The following is a 15853-nucleotide window of genomic DNA, read 5'->3' as shown; positions in this document are numbered from 1 at the left end:
GTGTACGATGAGCGCGAGGCCCTGAATCTTCGGGCCTTAAACAGTCCAGTAGCGATACACCTTCATATCGATGAGGGGGTCGGACGGTGCCCGAGCGCGGCAGTCCAACCGTTCGCCGGCGCAGGCTCGGCCAGGAGCTCCGCCGGCTGCGGGAGGGCTGCGGTCTGAGCGGTGAGGACGTCGCCACGAGGCTGACCTGGTCGGCTTCGAAGGTCAGCCGCATCGAGAACGCCAAGACCATGCCGCGCCGGAGCGACGTCGAGGCCCTCACCGAGCTGTATGAAGTGGATGAGGATCGGCGGCGCGAGCTGCTCGACCTTCATCGGGACGCGGCCCGGAAGGGCTGGTGGGAGAACTATTCGGACTCCCTGCCCCAGGAGCTCACCACCCTGCTGGGGCTGGAGGCGGAGGCCGTCTCGGCGCTGAACTGGGAACCCCAGCTGGTGCCGGGCCTGCTGCAGACCGAGGACTACGCGCGCGAGGTCATTCGCGCCACGCAGCCGATCACTCGGATTCCGCCGGGAGAGTTCCGCAGCCGGGTCAGCGCCCGCATGGCCCGGCAGGACCTCGTCACCCGGAGCACCGACCCGCTCCGGCTCTGGGTGGTCCTGGACGAGTCGGTGCTGCTGCGCCGCTTCGGCGGTGCGGCGGTGATGCGCGGGCAGCTCGAGCGCCTGGTCGAGATCTCGCGGCTGCCGAACGTGCGGGTGCAGATCCTGCCCCTGGGCGGGGAGCACCCGGTGAACACCGGCTCCTTCTTCCATCTCAAGTTCCCCGAATTCCACGACGTCGTGTACCTGGAGTCGCTCTACAGCGCACGCTTCGTGGAGGACGAGGAGATGGTGTACGGCTATGAGATCGCCTTCGGCCACCTGCAGTCGGAGGCATATGGAGTCGACGGCTCTCGGGAACTCATCGAGAAGATCATCGAGGAGCGTTGGAGATAGGCAGTCTCCTCAGGTCCTGAGCAGCTGCCCCAGCGGGAACCGAGGGCGTTTCCCGTAAAGGAGATATGGACATGTACGAAGCTGACCTTTCAGGCGCAGCCTGGAGGAAGAGCGTCCGCAGCGCGGCCAACGGCAACTGCGTGGAGGTCGCCCAGCTGCCGGGCGGGCGCGTCGGCGTCCGCGACAGCAAGAACCAGCAGGGCCCGGTCCTCGTCTTCACCCCGGGTGAGTGGGACGCGTTCGTCGGGGGCGTCAAGGACGGCGAGTTCGACCTGTAGGCGCGAAGGGGTACGGCCTGCATCCCGCAGGCGGGGCACAGGCCGTACCCGGTGGGAGAAAGGTCAGGAAGAGGCATCCCGAAGGGCGAGTCGTTCCGCTCACCGCGGCCGGGATGGCATGCTCGGAGGGCGATGAACACCTATACCCGCCGCCGCCTCGGTGTGGCCGCCGCCGCAGTCGTGTCCACCCTGCTCGCCGCGGCCTGCACCGCCGCGGAGTCCGCCGCCCCGGACTCGGCCGCCGGCAAGCCCGCCGACAGGCCCGCCGAGCCGGCCGAGACCACGCCGACCCCCGAACGCCGGCCGTACACGATCTCCTTCGGGGGGGGACGTGCACTTCGAGGGGGTCCTGCGGACCCGGCTGAACGCGAACCCGCGCACCGCGCTGGGGCCGATCGCCAAGGTGCTCCGCAAGGCGGACCTGGCCATGGTGAACCTGGAGACCGCGATCACCACCGGCGGCACCCCCGCCCCCGGCAAGCAGTACACCTTCCGGGCCCCGGCCAGCGCGCTGACCGCGCTGAAGGCGGCCGGGGTGGACGTGGCGTCCATGGCCAACAACCACGGCATGGACTACATGGAGAGCGGGCTGGCCGACTCGCTGGCCGCGGTCAGGCGCGCGAAGTTCCCCATGGTGGGCGTGGGCGCGAACGAGGCCCAGGCGTACCGCCCGTGGCGGACGACCGTCAACGGCAACCGGGTGGCGATCATCGGCGCGACCCAGGTGCTGGACTCGGAGTTCATCACCGCCTGGACGGCGAAGGGGAGCAAGGGCGGGCTCGCCTCCGCCAAGAACGAGGCGCGGCTCATCCAGGAGGTGCGCAGGGCGCGCAGAAACTCCGACACCGTCATCGTCCATCTGCACTGGGGCACCGAGCTGCAGAAGTGCCCGAACGAGGCGCAGCGGGGCCTGGCCCCCAAGCTGGTCGCGGCCGGGGCCGACGTGGTGGTCGGCGGCCACGCGCACATCCTGCTCGGCGGCGGCTATCTGCGGAACGCCTACGTCAACTACGGCATGGGCAACTTCGTCTTCTACAACTGGGGGCCGGAGACCGGCCGGACCGGGGTGCTGACGCTGACGATCGACGGCCGCAAGGTCCTCAAGGACCAGTGGACCCCGGCCGTGATCCAGGGCGGCGTGCCGGTCCCGCTCACCGGGTCCGCCCGGCAGCAGGCCGTCACGAGCTGGAAGGCGCTGCGCGGGTGCACGGGCCTGGCGGCCAGACCCGGACAATCCAGCGATTGACCGATAGCACCTGACCTGACGGGATCTGACGGGCAAGATGGAGGGATGTCGTCCATCCTGCCCGCCGAAGAGTGCGGTGAGACTCCGCTGCGGCGCCAGCCCACCCAGCGACGGAGCGCACGGCGCGTCGAGAGGATGCTCGACGCGTGCGCCGAGCTGCTGGACGAGATCGGTTACGAGGCGCTGTCCACCACCCGGATCGCCGAGCGGGCCGGGGTCGCGATCGGTTCCGTCTACCAGTTCTTCCCGGACAAGCGGGCCGTCGCCCAGGCGGTGACCCGCCGCCACGTGGAGGGCTTCGTCTCCCGGATCGGGGCGCGCTTCCTCTCCGAGGACTACGGCGGCTGGTGGGACGCGGTCGACGCGATCATCGACGAGTACGTCGAGATGAACCGGACCGTTCCGGGCTTCCGCTCCCTGCACTTCGGTGACGTGGTCGACCTCAACATGCTCGACCCGGTGGCCGACAACAACACGGTCATCGCCGGGCGGCTGCGCGGGCTGCTCCTGCAGGAGTACGGCCTGGCCGACAGCGAGGAGTTCGACCTGGCCATCCTCATCGCGGTCGAGGCGGGTGACGCGGTGTTGAGACTGGCCTTCCGGCGCGACGCCGACGGAGACCCGGCGGTCATCGCCGAGGCCAAGCGCTTGATCCGGGGCTACCTGAACCGCCAGTTCGCCAGGGCCTCGGCGTCCTAGGAGGCGCCCGCCGGCCGCCGTGCGCGGCGCGGGCCGCCTCGCGGGGCGGTCTCCCGTACGGGTGCGCGGGCCGCGGTGACCGGTCCGCCGTGCGCGGCGCGGTCAGCCGCGCCCGGGTCCCCGGGCGTGGCGGGGGAGGACCGACTGGTCGCCGAAGGGCCGGACCTTGCCGATGTGCGGGACGGCGGGCAGCCAGGGATCTTCGACCGGGAGGAAGCCCGGAGGCCACAGACCGGCCTCCCTCGCCTCGTCGGGCCGCCAGACCTCCCGGGAGTCCCTCGCCGGACCGCCGGACCGCGGCCCGGGGCGATCGGCCGCCGGACCCCGCGGCGCGGCGGGCGGTGCGTCGGCCCCCGCGGAGCCGGATCCCGCCCGCTCCCGCCGGTTCTCGCGCTCCGCCGCCCTGCTCCGCCTCTCCCGGACGTCCGCCGGCGCGGGGGCGAAGGCGGCGGGCACGGAGGTCTCGCGCCGCCTGGCCGGGGAACGGCCCGAGGCGGAGCAGAGCGGGCGGGCGGGCGTCGCCACCGCCTGGGCGGTCAGGCGCGACTCGCGCAGCCTGTCCTCCGCGGAGACGAGCCTGCGGTGTGCCTCGTCGACGGCGTCGAGCTTCGCCGAGAGATATCCGGCGCATCCGGGAACGATCACGGAGAGAAGCGCCGCGCACGTCAGGGTGAAGGTCATCTGCCTGGACATGCCCATCGCACCTCCTTCGAAAGGCACCGCTCCTGGAGCAGGAGGCGTCCGTCATATGCCCGCTTCCTACGGAAAAAAGCTCAGCGTGAGCAATTGGGTGCATGTAGTTGCACAACCCATACCTGTCATTGGGCGGACGGAACAGAGCCGCGCTCGGTACGCTCGCGGTGTGGCGCATGTGACACGTGGGCAGCTGGACCGGCTGCTTGAGCAGGCACTTATGGCCGATGATCACGAAAACCTCGCCCGGCGGCTCGAAGAGCTGGCGGAGGCGTACGTGTCCGGCGACATATCGCGGGCGGCGGTCCTCGTGCTCGCCGCGGAGGAGTGGCGGCAGGCGGGCAAGCCCGTCCGCGCCCTCCACTGCTTCCGGCGGGCCGTGGACGAGGGCGGCGACGCGGGGGCCGACCCGAGGGCGGGGATCGCCGACACCCTCTTCGAGCTCGAACAGCCGGACGAGGCGCGGAAGGTGATCGAGGAGATCCGGGCCGGCGGCGTCTCCCCGGCGACCGCGCTGACCGTCGCGGAGACCCTCGCCGCGTACGGCGAACCGCAGGAGGCCCACGCCTGGGCCACCCGGGGCCTCGGCGAAGCGGTTCCGGGCGGGGCGGAACACGCCGCGCTCCTGCGCGTCCGCTACCGCATCCGGGTGGACCTCGGGCTTCCGGAGGACGAGCTGGACGCGCTGCTCGACACGTCGCGCTGAGCGGACCCGGCCCGCCGGGGGCTCAGGGCGCGCTCCGGCTCATGCTCCGGGACGGCGCTCCGGCGTACGTCGTCGGATCACCGGATCCCGGGCACCGCGCCCTGGTGCTCGCTCCGGCGTCCGCTCCGGTTCAGGGGCAGGTCCGACAGGAATCCGTCCAGGATCGGCAGCCGCCGGGCCTCGCCGGCTCCTCCTCCGGCTCCTCCGGCCCCGTCGCCGGCCCGGGGCGGCGCACCGCCGGTACGCGGGCCGGTCGGCACGACCTCGGCCTCCCGCGCGGCCGCGGCGGGCGGCCTGCCCGTGACGATCTTCCCGCCGGCCCGGCGGGGCAGCGGCATCGGAGCGGGCAGAGCCAGCACGGCACCGCCCGACAGCACACCGGCGGCGTTCGCGAACGACGGCACCGAGGGCACCGCCGGGGGTGGCCAGGCGACGGCGGAGGGCGCACTCGGCAGGCCGGGCAGGTCCGGAGTGGGCGACAGGAACTCCACCCAGACCAGACCGGCGTATCCGGGCATGCCGAAGGGAAGCCCGGGGAAACCGACCCCGGCGGCGACACCGCCCGCATCGGCGACGCTGAGGATCGCGGAGGCGCGGGAGAGACCGGGCAGACCGGCGTTCCGGGCGAGCAGTTCCAGGGCGGGCAGGGAGGCGGGCGGCCCCGGCACACGGGCCGCGGGTCGGTGCGGCGGGGCGGCGCCGCCGGGCGCGACCGTACGGCCCGGCGCTCCGGAGGCGCGGGCCGAGGGGCGGTGCGGCCGTTCGGAGCCGCGGGGCTGCGCCGTACGGCCGGCCGCGTCCCGGGGGCGCGCGGGGTCGGCCGGTGTCCAGGTCCGGCGGGCCGGCCCGTCCCTCCGGGCGCAGGCGCCCTCCTGGGATCCGGCCGTGCGCCGCTCCTCGCAGGGCGCGGCGGAGACCGGTGCCGGGGCCGCCGCCGTCCATCCCGCGCAGGCCGCCGTGAGCACCGCGGCCAGGATCCCCCGAGCGTTCCGTGCTGCGTTCGACACGCCCGCCCCCCTGCGGTTCCCGTCGTGCTCCGTGGTCCGACGAATGCCGAACGTACCCAGCGGGGATCTTCCGGGGGGCGGGCTTGACCGAATGCCGACCAATCCCTTACCCGGTCAGGAGGGCTCCGGGACCGCCACGCCGACCGTGAGGGAGTCGCGGTCGGCGTCGAGGTCCACGAGCACCTCGTCGCCGTCCTGGACCTCGCCGGAGAGCACCTTGCGGGCCAGCGTGTCACCGATGGCCGACTGGACCAGCCGGCGCAGCGGGCGCGCGCCGTACATGGGGTCGTAGCCGGTCAGGGCCAGCCAGTCGCGGGCGGCGGGGCAGACGGTGAGCGTGAGCCGCCGGTCGGCCAGCCGCCTGGCGAGGTGCGCCACCTGGAGGTCGACGATCCTGGACAGCTCCTCGCTGCCGAGCGCGTCGAACAGGATCACGTCGTCGAGCCGGTTCAGGAACTCCGGCTTGAACCTGCTCCTGACCGTGTTCATCACGGCCTCGCGCTTGGTGCCGTTCTCCAGCTTCGGATCGACCAGGAACTGCGAGCCGAGGTTGGAGGTGAGGATCAGGATCGTGTTGCGGAAGTCGACCGTGCGGCCCTGCCCGTCGGTGAGCCGCCCGTCGTCGAGGACCTGGAGCAGGATGTCGAAGACCTCCGGGTGGGCCTTCTCGACCTCGTCCAGCAGCACCACGGTGTACGGCCTGCGCCGGACGGCCTCGGTGAGCTGGCCGCCCTCCTCGTAGCCCACGTAGCCGGGCGGGGCGCCGACGAGGCGGGCGACGCTGTGCTTCTCGGAGTATTCGCTCATGTCGATGCGGACCATGGCCCGCTCGTCGTCGAACAGGAAGTCCGCCAGCGCCTTGGCCAGCTCGGTCTTGCCGACGCCGGTGGGGCCGAGGAACAGGAAGCTGCCGGTCGGCCGGTCGGGGTCGGCGATGCCCGCGCGCGCGCGCCGGACGGCGTCGGAGACGGCCCGGACGGCCTCTCGCTGGCCGATCAGCCGGGCGCCGATCTCCTCCTCCATGCGCAGCAGCTTGGCGGTCTCGCCCTCCAGCAGGCGGCCCGCCGGGATGCCGGTCCACGAGGCGATGACCTCGGCGATGTCGTCGGGGCCGACCTCCTCCTTGACCATGGCGTGCTCCGGCTGGGCGGCGGTGCTGGCCTCGGCGAGCTCGGCCTCCAGCCGGGGCACCTCGCCGTACATCAGCCGGGAGGCGGCCTCGAAGTCGCCGTCGCGCTGGGCGCGCTCGGCGGCGCCGCGGGCCTCGTCGAGCTGCTTCTTCAGGTCGCCGACCCGGTTGAGCCCGGCCTTCTCCCGCTCCCAGCGGGCCACCAGGCCGTTGAGCTCCTCCTTGCGGTCGGCGAGCTCGGCGCGCAGGCGCTCCAGCCGCTGCCGGCTGCCCTCGTCGGTCTCCTTGGCCAGCGCGAGCTCCTCCATCATCATCCGGTCGACGTTCCGCTGGAGCTGGTCGATCTCCACGGGGCGGGAGTCGATCTCCATGCGGAGCCGGGACGCGGCCTCGTCGATGAGGTCGATCGCCTTGTCCGGCAGGAACCGGGAGGTGATGTAGCGGTCGGAGAGCGCGGCGGCGGCCACCAGCGCGCCGTCGGAGATCTGCACCTGGTGGTGGGCCTCGTAGCGGCCCTTGAGGCCGCGCAGGATCGCGATGGTGTCCTCGACCGAGGGCTCGCCCACGTAGACCTGCTGGAAGCGGCGCTCCAGCGCGGGGTCCTTCTCGATGCGCTCGCGGTACTCGTCGAGCGTGGTCGCGCCGATCATCCGCAGCTCGCCGCGGGCCAGCATGGGCTTGAGCATGTTGCCCGCGTCCATGGCGCCCTCGCCGGCGCCCGCGCCGACCATGGTGTGCAGCTCGTCGATGAAGGTGACGACCTGCCCCTCGCTCTGCTTGATCTCGTTGAGCACGGCCTTGAGCCGCTCCTCGAACTCGCCGCGGAACTTGGCGCCCGCGACCATCGCGCTCAGGTCCAGCGCGATCAGGCGCTTGTCCCGGAGGCTGGAGGGCACGTCGCCGGCGACGATCCGCTGGGCCAGGCCCTCCACGACGGCGGTCTTGCCCACGCCGGGCTCGCCGATGAGCACGGGGTTGTTCTTGGTGCGGCGGCTGAGCACCTGCACGACCCGGCGGATCTCCGTGTCCCGGCCGATCACCGGGTCCAGCTTGCCGGCCCGGGCCCGCTCGGTCAGGTCGACGCCGTACTTCTCCAGCGCCTGGTAGGTGTCCTCGGGGGTCGCGCTGGTCACCTTGGCGTGCCCGCGCACCTTCTCGAAGGCCTCCAGCAGCGCGTCCGGGGCCGCGCCGTTCGACCTCAGCAGCTCGGCCACCGGGCCGCCGTCGGAGGCCAGGCCGACCAGCAGGTGCTCGGTCGAGACGTACTCGTCCTCCAGCCGGCGGGCCCGCTCGGCCGCGGTGTGCAGCGCGGCGAGCAGCTGCCGGGAGCTGGACGGGGCGCCGACCGTCGAGCCCTGCGCCTTCGGCAGCGCCGCCAGCTGGGTCTCGGCCTCGGTGCGCAGCTTCTTCCAGTCGGCGCCGACGGCCTCCAGCAGGGGTACGGCGGTGCCGCCGGTCTGGGCGAGCAGCGAGGTGAACAGGTGGACCGGGGCGACCTCGGGGTTGCCCTCGGCGGCGGCGCGCCGGATGGCGGAGGAGACCGCCTCCTGGCTCTTCTGCGTGAGCTTGTAGTCCATGTCTCTTGCCTCACTTCGTTCGGCGGCGGGAGGGCTGCGCGCTTCCTCGGCGGACAGCGGAGCCCCCGCGCGGGAAGTCCCCCGGGGCAGGTGGTGCGGCTGTCGTCAGGCGGGTGGCAGCTGGTACTGGATCAGGGCGCGGATCGTCGCGACCTCGGCGCGCAGCCGGTGGTTCTCGTCGCGCAGGCGCATGGCCTCGTTCTCGAGCGTGAGGATCCGCTTGATGCCCGCGAGGTTGATGCCCTCCTCCTGGGAGAGCCGCTGGACCTCGCGGAGCATCATGATGTCGCGGGTGGAGTAGAGCCGCCCCCGGCCCGCCGTACGGCCCGGGCTGACCAGGCCGAGGCGGTCGTACTGCCGCAGGGTCTGCGGGTGCAGCCCGGACAGCTGGGCGGCGACCGAGATCACATAGACGGGGGTGTCATCCGACAGATCGAAGTAGTTGGCTTCCATGGGCTACTCGCTTCTGGCCTGTTGGATCAGCTCGGCGCGCGGGTCGCCTGCGGCGACGGCGTCGCGGAACTCCTCCAGGACGCCGCGCGCCTTGTCGTCCAGCTTCTGCGGCACCAGGACCTCGACCGTGGCGAGCAGGTCGCCCTTGGTGCCGTCCTTACGGGTCACACCCCGGCCGCGCACCCGGAAGGTGCGGCCGTTCGGGGTGCCCGGGGGGATGCGCAGAGTGACCGGCATCCCCTTGAGGATCGGCACCTTGATCTCGGCGCCGAGGGCCGCCTCGGTGAAGGTGACCGGCACGGTGATCGTCAGATTCTCGCCCGAGCGGCCGAAGACCGCGTGCGGCTTGACGTGGATCTGGACGTACAGGTCACCGGCGGGGCCGCCGTTCTCGCCGGGGGCGCCCTTGCCCTTGAGCTTGATGCGCTGGCCGTCGCCGACCCCGGCCGGGATGCGCGCCTGGATGGTGCGGGTGCTCTTGCCCCGCCCGCTCCCGTCGCACACCGGGCACGGGTCGTCGACCAGCAGACCGCGGCCCTTGCAGTCGCGGCACGGCTCGGAGAAGGCGAAGTTGCCCAGGTTGCGGCTGGCCGCGCCGGTGCCCTCGCAGGTCGGGCAGACCCGCGGGGTGGTCCCGGCCTTGGCGCCGGTGCCGGCGCACGCCGCGCAGGAGGAGGAGCTGGTGAGCCGGAGCGACACCGTGGTGCCCTCCACCGCCTCGGTGAAGGAGAGCGTGACCTCCGACTCGATGTCCTGGCCGCGGCGGGCCCTGGTGGTCGTCCCCCCGGGACGGGTGGCGCCGCCCCGGTTGAACAGGCCGCCGAAGATGTCGCCGATGCGCTCTCCGGCGCCCGGCTGCTGGGCGGTGCCGCCGAACAGGTCGCCCAGGTCGAACGGGAACCCGCCCCCGCGCGTGGCCCCTCCCGCCCCCGCGTAACCGCCGAGGCCCGATCCGAACAGCGCGCGCGCCTCGTCGTACTCCTTGCGGCGCTTGGCGTCGGACAGGACGTCGTAGGCCTCCGAGACCTCCTTGAACTTCGCTGTGCTCTCCGAAGTTCCGGAGTCCCCAGGGTTGGCGTCCGGGTGGTACTGCCTGGCCAGCTTCCGGTACGCCTTCTTGATCTCTTCGGCGGTGGCGGACTTGGGCACACCAAGGACGGCGTAGTAGTCCTTCTCCAGGTAGTCCTTGGTGCTCATCTGTCTTCCTTCTCCAGATATGGGGTGGATCGGTTATTCGGTCGCGTCGGATTCGCCGGGCTCGGCGACCGCGACGCGCGCGGGGCGCAGCACGCGCTCGCCGATCCGGTAACCGGGCTGCAGGATCTCCACGCAGGTCGGCTCGGTGACGTCGGGCGAGTAGCTGTGCATCAGCGCCTCGTGCACCGTCGGGTCGAAGGGCTCGCCCTTGGCGCCGAAGGAGCCGAGCCCCAGCTTCCCGACGGCCGCCTCCAGCGACTCGGCCACCTTCGCGAAACCGCCGGTGAGCTCCCCGTGGTCACGGGCCCGGCCGATGTCGTCGAGGACCGGGAGCAGCTCGGTCAGCGCACCGGCCACCGCCTGCTCCTTGACCGCGATCCGGTCCCGCTCGACCCGCTTGCGGTAATTGGAGTATTCGGCCTGGAGTCGCTGGAGGTCCGCCGTGCGCTCGGCGAGCTGGACGGCCAGCTCGGCCGAGGCCAGGTCGGGTCCGGAGCCGGCCTGCCCGGACGGGGCGGTCTGCTCGGCCTGCTCGGCCTTGCCGGACCGCTCCCCGTCCGTCTCGCGCGGCTGCCCGGTCTCCGGGTCGATCTTCCGGTTGTCGCGGATCACCGGCTCCTCCCCGGAACCGTTCTCACGCGTGTTCACGGTCGTGCTCCCCTCGGCTTGCCGGCCGTCACTTGGCGTCGTTCTCGCGCTTCGGCTCGTCGTCCACGATCTCGGCCTCGACCACGTCGTCGTCGGCCTTCTGCTCGCCGGCGGCGCCTGCGGAGCCCTCCGCGCCCGGAGCGCCGGACGGGGCCTCGGAGCCCTGCGCCTGGGCGTAGATCGCCGAGCCCATCTTCTGGCTGACCGTGGCGAGCTTCTCCGCGGCGGTGCGGATGGCGGCCGTGTCGGTGCCCTCCAGCGTCTTCTTCAGGTCGGAGACGGCCTCGCCGACCTCGGACTTGATGTCGTCCGGGACCTTGTCGGCGTTGTCGCTGAGGAACTTCTCCGTCTGGTAGACGAGGGAGTCGGCGTTGTTGCGGGTCTCGGCCTCCTCGCGGCGGCGCTTGTCCTCCTCGGCGTAGGACTCGGCCTCGCGCATCATGCGCGCGATGTCGTCCTTCGGCAGCGCGGAGCCGCCGGTGATCGTCATCGTCTGCTCCTTGCCGGTGCCCAGGTCCTTGGCGGAGACGTTGACGATGCCGTTGGCGTCGATGTCGAAGGTGACCTCGATCTGCGGGATGCCGCGCGGCGCCGGGGCGATGCCGGTCAGCTCGAAGGTGGCCAGCTTCTTGTTGTAGGCCGCGATCTCGCGCTCGCCCTGGTAGACCTGGATCTGCACCGACGGCTGGTTGTCCTCGGCCGTGGTGAAGACCTCCGAGCGCTTGGTCGGGATCGTGGTGTTGCGCTCGATGATCTTGGTGAAGATGCCGCCCTTGGTCTCGATGCCCAGCGAGAGCGGGGTCACGTCGAGCAGCAGGACGTCCTTGACCTCGCCCTTGAGCACACCGGCCTGCAGGGCGGCGCCGATGGCGACGACCTCGTCGGGGTTCACGCCCTTGTTGGGCTCCTGGCCGCCGGTCAGCTCCTTGACGAGCTCGGTGACGGCGGGCATGCGGGTCGAGCCGCCGACGAGCACGACGTGCGCGATGTCGGAGACCTTGATCCCGGCGTCCTTGATCACCTGGTGGAACGGGCCCTTGCAGCGCTCGAGCAGGTCGGCGGTGAGCCGCTGGAACTCGGCGCGGGTGAGCTTCTCGTCCAGGTGGAGCGGGCCCTCGGCGGAGGCCGTGATGTAGGGCAGGTTGATGTTGGTCTCGGACTGGCTGGACAGCTCGATCTTGGCCTTCTCCGCCGCCTCGCGCAGGCGCTGCAGGGCCATCTTGTCCTTGGACAGGTCGACGCCGTGGCCGTTCTTGAACCGGTTGACGAGCTCGTCGACGACGCGCTGGTCCCAGTCGTCGCCGCCGAGGTGGTTGTCGCCGCTGGTGGCCTTGACCTCGACGAAGCCGTGGCCGTCCTCCTGGCCGACGTCGAGCAGGGACACGTCGAAGGTGCCGCCGCCGAGGTCGAAGACCAGGATCGTCTGGTCCTTGTCCTTGTCGAGGCCGTAGGCGAGCGCCGCGGCCGTCGGCTCGTTGATGATGCGCAGGACGTTGAGGCCCGCGATGGTGCCGGCCTCCTTGGTGGCCTGCCGCTGGGCGTCGTTGAAGTACGCCGGGACGGTGATGACCGCGTCGGTGATCTTCTCGCCCAGGTAGGCCTCGGCGTCCTGCTTGAGCTTCTGCAGGACGAAGGCGCTGATCTGCTGCGGGGAGAACTTCTTGCCGTCGATCTCCTGGTACCAGTCGGTGCCCATCTCGCGCTTGACCGAGCGGATCGTCCGGTCCACGTTGGTGACGGCCTGCCGCTTGGCGACCTCACCCACCAGGACCTCGCCGTTCTTCGCGAACGCGACCACGGACGGCGTGGTCCGCGACCCCTGCGCGTTGGCGATGACGGTCGGCTCGCCGCCCTCGAGGATCGAGACGACGGAGTTGGTCGTCCCCAGGTCGATACCTACCGCACGTGCCATGAGTACGTCCTTGTAGTCAAAGTTGAGTCGGTCTGACTCATAGTCGGGCAACGCATCGCGTTTGTCAAACGACTTGAGTCTATGCGGCTCAACCTACAAGAGCGTGATGGCATTCCTGGCTACCCGGGAAAAATCGGGTGATTCCCCTCCTTTCGACGGGTGGCGGTGGGCGGACGTTCCCGAGGTCCGCCGTACGGCCCGCGGGGGAGGGCGGGATGAGGGGAGGGCGGGAGGAGGCGCGGGGCCTCCCGGACGCGCGGAAGAGGCGCGGGACCTCCCGGACGCTCGGAGGGGACGCGGTCGGAGGCGGTACGGCCCCTCCCGGGCCGGAGGCGGTACGGACCCTCCCGGGCCGGACGTTCAGCGGATGCGGGCGCCGTCGACGACCTTGCGCTTGCCCAGGGGCTTCCCGAGCTTGACCGTGGTCGACTTCTGGATGGCGATCTCGATGCAGGCGACGTTCTGCGCCTTGCTGCTCGGGCCCTCCCACAGGGTGACGGTCACCCGCTTGGAGGTCTCCTTCACGGTCACCCGGTCGAGCACGTTGCAGGGTTCCACCCCGGACCACCAGACGACCCGGAGGGTCCGGCCGTTCTTGTACGGCCGGGCCTTCAGCCAGGGGACCCTGCGGGGGTCGTCGGCGTCGCCCGTCGGTTTGACCGGTCTGGGGCCGTGGGTGGGCTCGACCTTGGGGGCGACGGTGCCCGCCACCGGCTGGGAGGGGGCGGTGCCGGCCGCCGCGGAGCCGCCGGGCGGGGAGGCGGTCGCCGCGGAGCCGGAGGAGGAGGCCGGGGAGCCGGATGCGGAGCCGGTCACCGTCTCGGTGCCGCATCCCACGGACAGAAGCAGGGTGCCCGCCGCGAGCGGGATCGTGAGCCTACGCATGCCCCTATGACGGCTCGGCGGGACGGACGGTTCAGCGTTCTTACCGGACTCTTGACAGTCTTCCGCGCCCGGATCAACATGAACAGCACTCATGTTCTCTCCGGGGCGGCGCCGGCCCGCGGGCGGCCGCCCCACCGCACGACGGTTCCGGCCCACCCCCACCGGTCCCCGCGGACCGGCCCACCCCCGGGAGAAAACGCATGCGGCTCGCGCGCCCGAGAACCCGACCCCTGACCCTGCTGCTGACCGCGGCGCTCGGCGTCGCCGTCCCACTCGCCCCGCCCGTCGCGGCGGGGACCGGACCGGCCGGGACCGGAGCGGTCTCCGCGCCGTCCGGCTACCTGGTCGGCCGGGGCATCTCCGACGTCACCGGAGAGATCGCCGAGGTCGGCATGATGGGCTACTCCAGCTTCGAGCAGAAGGCCTCGGGGCTGCACCAGCGCCAGCGCTCGCGCGCCTTCGTCGTCGTCGACCAGGCCACCGGCAGACGGGTCGCGTACGTCAACGCCGACCTCGCCATGATCTTCGAGGCGGTCCGGCAGAAGGTGATCGCCAGGCTGAAGCAGCGGTACGGCACGCTGTACACCGAGCAGAACGTGCTGCTGTCGGCGACGCACACGCACGCCGGGCCGGGCGGTTTCTCCCACCACCTGGCGTACAACCTGGCGAGCCTGGGCTTCCAGAAGGGCACCTTCGGGGCGATCGTCGACGGCATCGTCGAGTCGGTCGCGGAGGCGCACGACGACCTGCGACCGGGCACCGTCACCCTGGGCAGGGGAGAGCTCACCGACGCCAGCGTGAACCGGTCCCGCGCCGCCTTCGACCGCAACCCCGCGCAGGACAGGGCCGCCTTCCCCGGCGGCATCGACCCGGCGATGACCGTCCTGCGCTTCCGGCAGGGAGGCGCCGACGTCGGCGCGATCAGCTGGTTCGCCACCCACAACACCTCCCTGACCAACGCCAACACCCTGGTCAGCCCGGACAACAAGGGATACGCGGCCTACCGCTGGGAGCACGACCACGCCGGGGTGCGCTACCTGGACCCGGGGCCGGGCTTCGTCGCCGCGTTCCCCAACACCAACGCCGGCGACATGTCGCCCAACCTGAACCTGAGGCCCGGATCGGGGCCGACCGAGGACGAGTTCGCCAACACCCGGATCATCGGCGAGCGCCAGTTCGCGAAGGCCCGGCAGATCTACGACGGCGCGACGACCCCGGTCACGGGCGGGGTCGACTCCCGGATGCGCTTCGTCGACATGGAGAACGTCGCCGTCGACGCCAGGTACACCCCGGACGGCAGGCCCGGCCGCACCTGCACCGCCATGGTCGGCGCGTCCACGCTCGCGGGCAGCACCGAGGACGGCCCGGCGATCCCGGGCTTCCGGGAGGGCATGACGGGCCCCATCGGCCGGATCCTGGCCTCGCTCGACGTCGCCCCGCCGGCGTCGCTGCTGGCCTGCCAGGCGCCCAAGGCGAACCTGGTGCCGACCGGTCTGATCACCGAGCCGGTGCGGGCGACGCCGAACGTCCTGCCGCTGCAGATCCTCAGGATCGGGCAGCTGTACCTGGTGGCGGGCCCCGCCGAGTACACGATCGTCTCCGGCCTGCGGATCCGGCGGTCGGTCGCGGCGGAGCTGGGCGTGCCGCCGGAGAACGTGCTGCTGCAGGGCTACGCCAACGCCTACAGCCAGTACGTGACCACGCCGGAGGAGTACGCGCTGCAGCAGTACGAGGGCGGTTCGACGCTGTACGGCCCGCACACCCTGCCCGCCCACCAGCAGGAGTTCGCCCGGCTCGCCGCCGCCCTGCGGGACGGCGCCCCGGTCGACCCGGGTACGGCTCCGCCCGACCTGTCCGGTGAGCAGTTCACCTTCCAGACGGGCGTGGTCCTCGACAGCGCGCCGCCGTCCACCTCGTTCGGGCAGGTGCTCACCGAGCCCGCCGCCTCCCCCCGGCGCGGGGAGACCGTGACGGCCGAGTTCGTCACCGGCCACCCGAAGAACGACCTGCACCGCAACGGGACCTACCTTGAGGTGCAGCGCCTGGTGGACGGGACGTGGCGGCGCCACCTGGACGACGGCGACTGGCACACGAAGTTCCGCTGGACCCGCCTCAACGCCGTCACCGGCACGTCCAAGGCCACCGTCACCTGGGACGTCGCCGCGGACACCCCGCCCGGCACCTACCGCATCGTGCACTTCGGGGACCGGCGGAGCCTGCTCGGCACGATCACCCCGTTCACCGGCGCCTCCCGGGCCTTCACGGTGTCCTGACCGCGGCCCCCGCGCGCCCCGTGCCGCCTCCCTCCGCGTCCCCTCCGTGTCCCCGTCGGCCGTCCTGGGCGGGGACCCGGCAGGGGGCGCGCCTCCTCCGGGCCGGGGACCCGGCAGGGGCGCCTGCGGGCCGGGGACCCGGCAGGGGCGCCTGCGGGCCGCGTTCCCCGTACCTCCGCCGCCCCGGGCGGGGCCCGGCCCGG

Annotated in this window: 14 protein-coding genes; 6 read left to right on the top strand and 8 right to left on the bottom strand. The window is 72.1% G+C overall.

All coding sequences use genetic code 11. The features are described 5' to 3' along the window. Window positions 1–86: 86 nt before the first annotated feature. From IEZ06_RS20865 to IEZ06_RS20850, 4 genes are all read left to right on the top strand, one after another. A complete protein-coding gene (locus tag IEZ06_RS20865) occupies window positions 87–947 on the top strand; it encodes a helix-turn-helix domain-containing protein (RefSeq protein WP_189238384.1) in 861 nt (286 codons plus the stop codon). Window positions 948–1018: 71 nt separating this feature from the next. After that, on the top strand, window positions 1019–1225 hold the full coding sequence (locus tag IEZ06_RS20860; protein WP_189238383.1) for a DUF397 domain-containing protein: 207 nt from the start codon (window positions 1019–1021) through the stop codon (window positions 1223–1225). Between the two features lie 331 nt (window positions 1226–1556). Continuing rightward, the gene (locus IEZ06_RS20855; RefSeq protein ID WP_373293897.1) at window positions 1557–2471 is read left to right on the top strand and encodes a CapA family protein; all 915 of its coding nucleotides are present in this window, start codon (window positions 1557–1559) and stop codon (window positions 2469–2471) included. Window positions 2472–2516: 45 nt separating this feature from the next. Next, window positions 2517–3170, top strand: a complete 654-nt coding sequence (locus tag IEZ06_RS20850; RefSeq protein ID WP_189238382.1) for a TetR/AcrR family transcriptional regulator — start codon at window positions 2517–2519, stop codon at window positions 3168–3170. A 102-nt stretch (window positions 3171–3272) separates the two neighbouring features. On the opposite strand, the gene IEZ06_RS20845 is transcribed toward IEZ06_RS20850, so the two are convergent. Then, window positions 3273–3863 (bottom strand): hypothetical protein, encoded by a 591-nt coding sequence (locus tag IEZ06_RS20845; RefSeq protein WP_189238381.1) that lies wholly within the window; start codon window positions 3861–3863, stop codon window positions 3273–3275. 169 nt (window positions 3864–4032) lie between these two features. Here IEZ06_RS20845 and IEZ06_RS20840 point away from each other — a divergent pair, with 169 nt between their 5' ends. Continuing rightward, window positions 4033–4569, top strand: coding sequence for a YfgM family protein (locus IEZ06_RS20840; RefSeq protein WP_203872041.1), 537 nt, complete (start codon window positions 4033–4035; stop codon window positions 4567–4569). A gap of 77 nt (window positions 4570–4646) precedes the next feature. On the opposite strand, the gene IEZ06_RS20835 is transcribed toward IEZ06_RS20840, so the two are convergent. The 7 genes from IEZ06_RS20835 to IEZ06_RS20805 form a co-directional block, all read right to left on the bottom strand. Further along, window positions 4647–5576, bottom strand: a complete 930-nt coding sequence (locus tag IEZ06_RS20835) for a hypothetical protein (RefSeq protein WP_189238380.1) — start codon at window positions 5574–5576, stop codon at window positions 4647–4649. A 114-nt stretch (window positions 5577–5690) separates the two neighbouring features. Next, window positions 5691–8282, bottom strand: coding sequence for an ATP-dependent chaperone ClpB (gene clpB, locus IEZ06_RS20830; RefSeq protein WP_189238379.1), 2592 nt, complete (start codon window positions 8280–8282; stop codon window positions 5691–5693). Window positions 8283–8387: 105 nt separating this feature from the next. Further along, the gene (locus IEZ06_RS20825) at window positions 8388–8735 is read right to left on the bottom strand and encodes a heat shock protein transcriptional repressor HspR (protein ID WP_189238378.1); all 348 of its coding nucleotides are present in this window, start codon (window positions 8733–8735) and stop codon (window positions 8388–8390) included. A gap of 3 nt (window positions 8736–8738) precedes the next feature. Then, window positions 8739–9932 (bottom strand): molecular chaperone DnaJ, encoded by a 1194-nt coding sequence (dnaJ, locus tag IEZ06_RS20820; RefSeq protein ID WP_189238377.1) that lies wholly within the window; start codon window positions 9930–9932, stop codon window positions 8739–8741. Between the two features lie 33 nt (window positions 9933–9965). Next, window positions 9966–10580 carry a nucleotide exchange factor GrpE gene (gene grpE / locus IEZ06_RS20815; protein ID WP_189238376.1) on the bottom strand — a complete coding sequence of 205 codons (615 nt, stop codon included), beginning with the start codon at window positions 10578–10580 and terminating at the stop codon, window positions 9966–9968. Window positions 10581–10608: 28 nt separating this feature from the next. Continuing rightward, the gene (gene dnaK / locus IEZ06_RS20810) at window positions 10609–12492 is read right to left on the bottom strand and encodes a molecular chaperone DnaK (protein ID WP_189238375.1); all 1884 of its coding nucleotides are present in this window, start codon (window positions 12490–12492) and stop codon (window positions 10609–10611) included. A gap of 360 nt (window positions 12493–12852) precedes the next feature. Continuing rightward, window positions 12853–13377 carry a hypothetical protein gene (locus IEZ06_RS20805; RefSeq protein WP_229798468.1) on the bottom strand — a complete coding sequence of 175 codons (525 nt, stop codon included), beginning with the start codon at window positions 13375–13377 and terminating at the stop codon, window positions 12853–12855. 200 nt (window positions 13378–13577) lie between these two features. Here IEZ06_RS20805 and IEZ06_RS20800 point away from each other — a divergent pair, with 200 nt between their 5' ends. Continuing rightward, window positions 13578–15650, top strand: a complete 2073-nt coding sequence (locus IEZ06_RS20800; protein ID WP_189238374.1) for a neutral/alkaline ceramidase — start codon at window positions 13578–13580, stop codon at window positions 15648–15650. The last annotated feature ends 203 nt before the right edge of the window (window positions 15651–15853 follow it).

This window comes from Planomonospora antibiotica, from assembly GCF_014647955.1.
GTDB lineage: Bacteria > Actinomycetota > Actinomycetes > Streptosporangiales > Streptosporangiaceae > Planomonospora > Planomonospora parontospora.
Note: the sequence above shows the minus strand (reverse complement) of the source record. Positions and strands in the feature narration are given on the sequence as shown.

Coding starts and splice junctions, on each gene's coding strand:
- IEZ06_RS20860 (WP_189238383.1), top strand. CDS start 1,019: ATGTACGAAGCTGACCTTTCAGGCGCAGCCTGGAGGAAGAGCGTCCGC.
- IEZ06_RS20850 (WP_189238382.1), top strand. CDS start 2,517: ATGTCGTCCATCCTGCCCGCCGAAGAGTGCGGTGAGACTCCGCTGCGG.
- IEZ06_RS20845 (WP_189238381.1), bottom strand. CDS start 3,863: ATGTCCAGGCAGATGACCTTCACCCTGACGTGCGCGGCGCTTCTCTCC.
- clpB (WP_189238379.1), bottom strand. CDS start 8,282: ATGGACTACAAGCTCACGCAGAAGAGCCAGGAGGCGGTCTCCTCCGCC.
- IEZ06_RS20825 (WP_189238378.1), bottom strand. CDS start 8,735: ATGGAAGCCAACTACTTCGATCTGTCGGATGACACCCCCGTCTATGTG.
- dnaJ (WP_189238377.1), bottom strand. CDS start 9,932: ATGAGCACCAAGGACTACCTGGAGAAGGACTACTACGCCGTCCTTGGT.
- dnaK (WP_189238375.1), bottom strand. CDS start 12,492: ATGGCACGTGCGGTAGGTATCGACCTGGGGACGACCAACTCCGTCGTC.
- IEZ06_RS20805 (WP_229798468.1), bottom strand. CDS start 13,377: ATGCGTAGGCTCACGATCCCGCTCGCGGCGGGCACCCTGCTTCTGTCC.
- IEZ06_RS20800 (WP_189238374.1), top strand. CDS start 13,578: ATGCGGCTCGCGCGCCCGAGAACCCGACCCCTGACCCTGCTGCTGACC.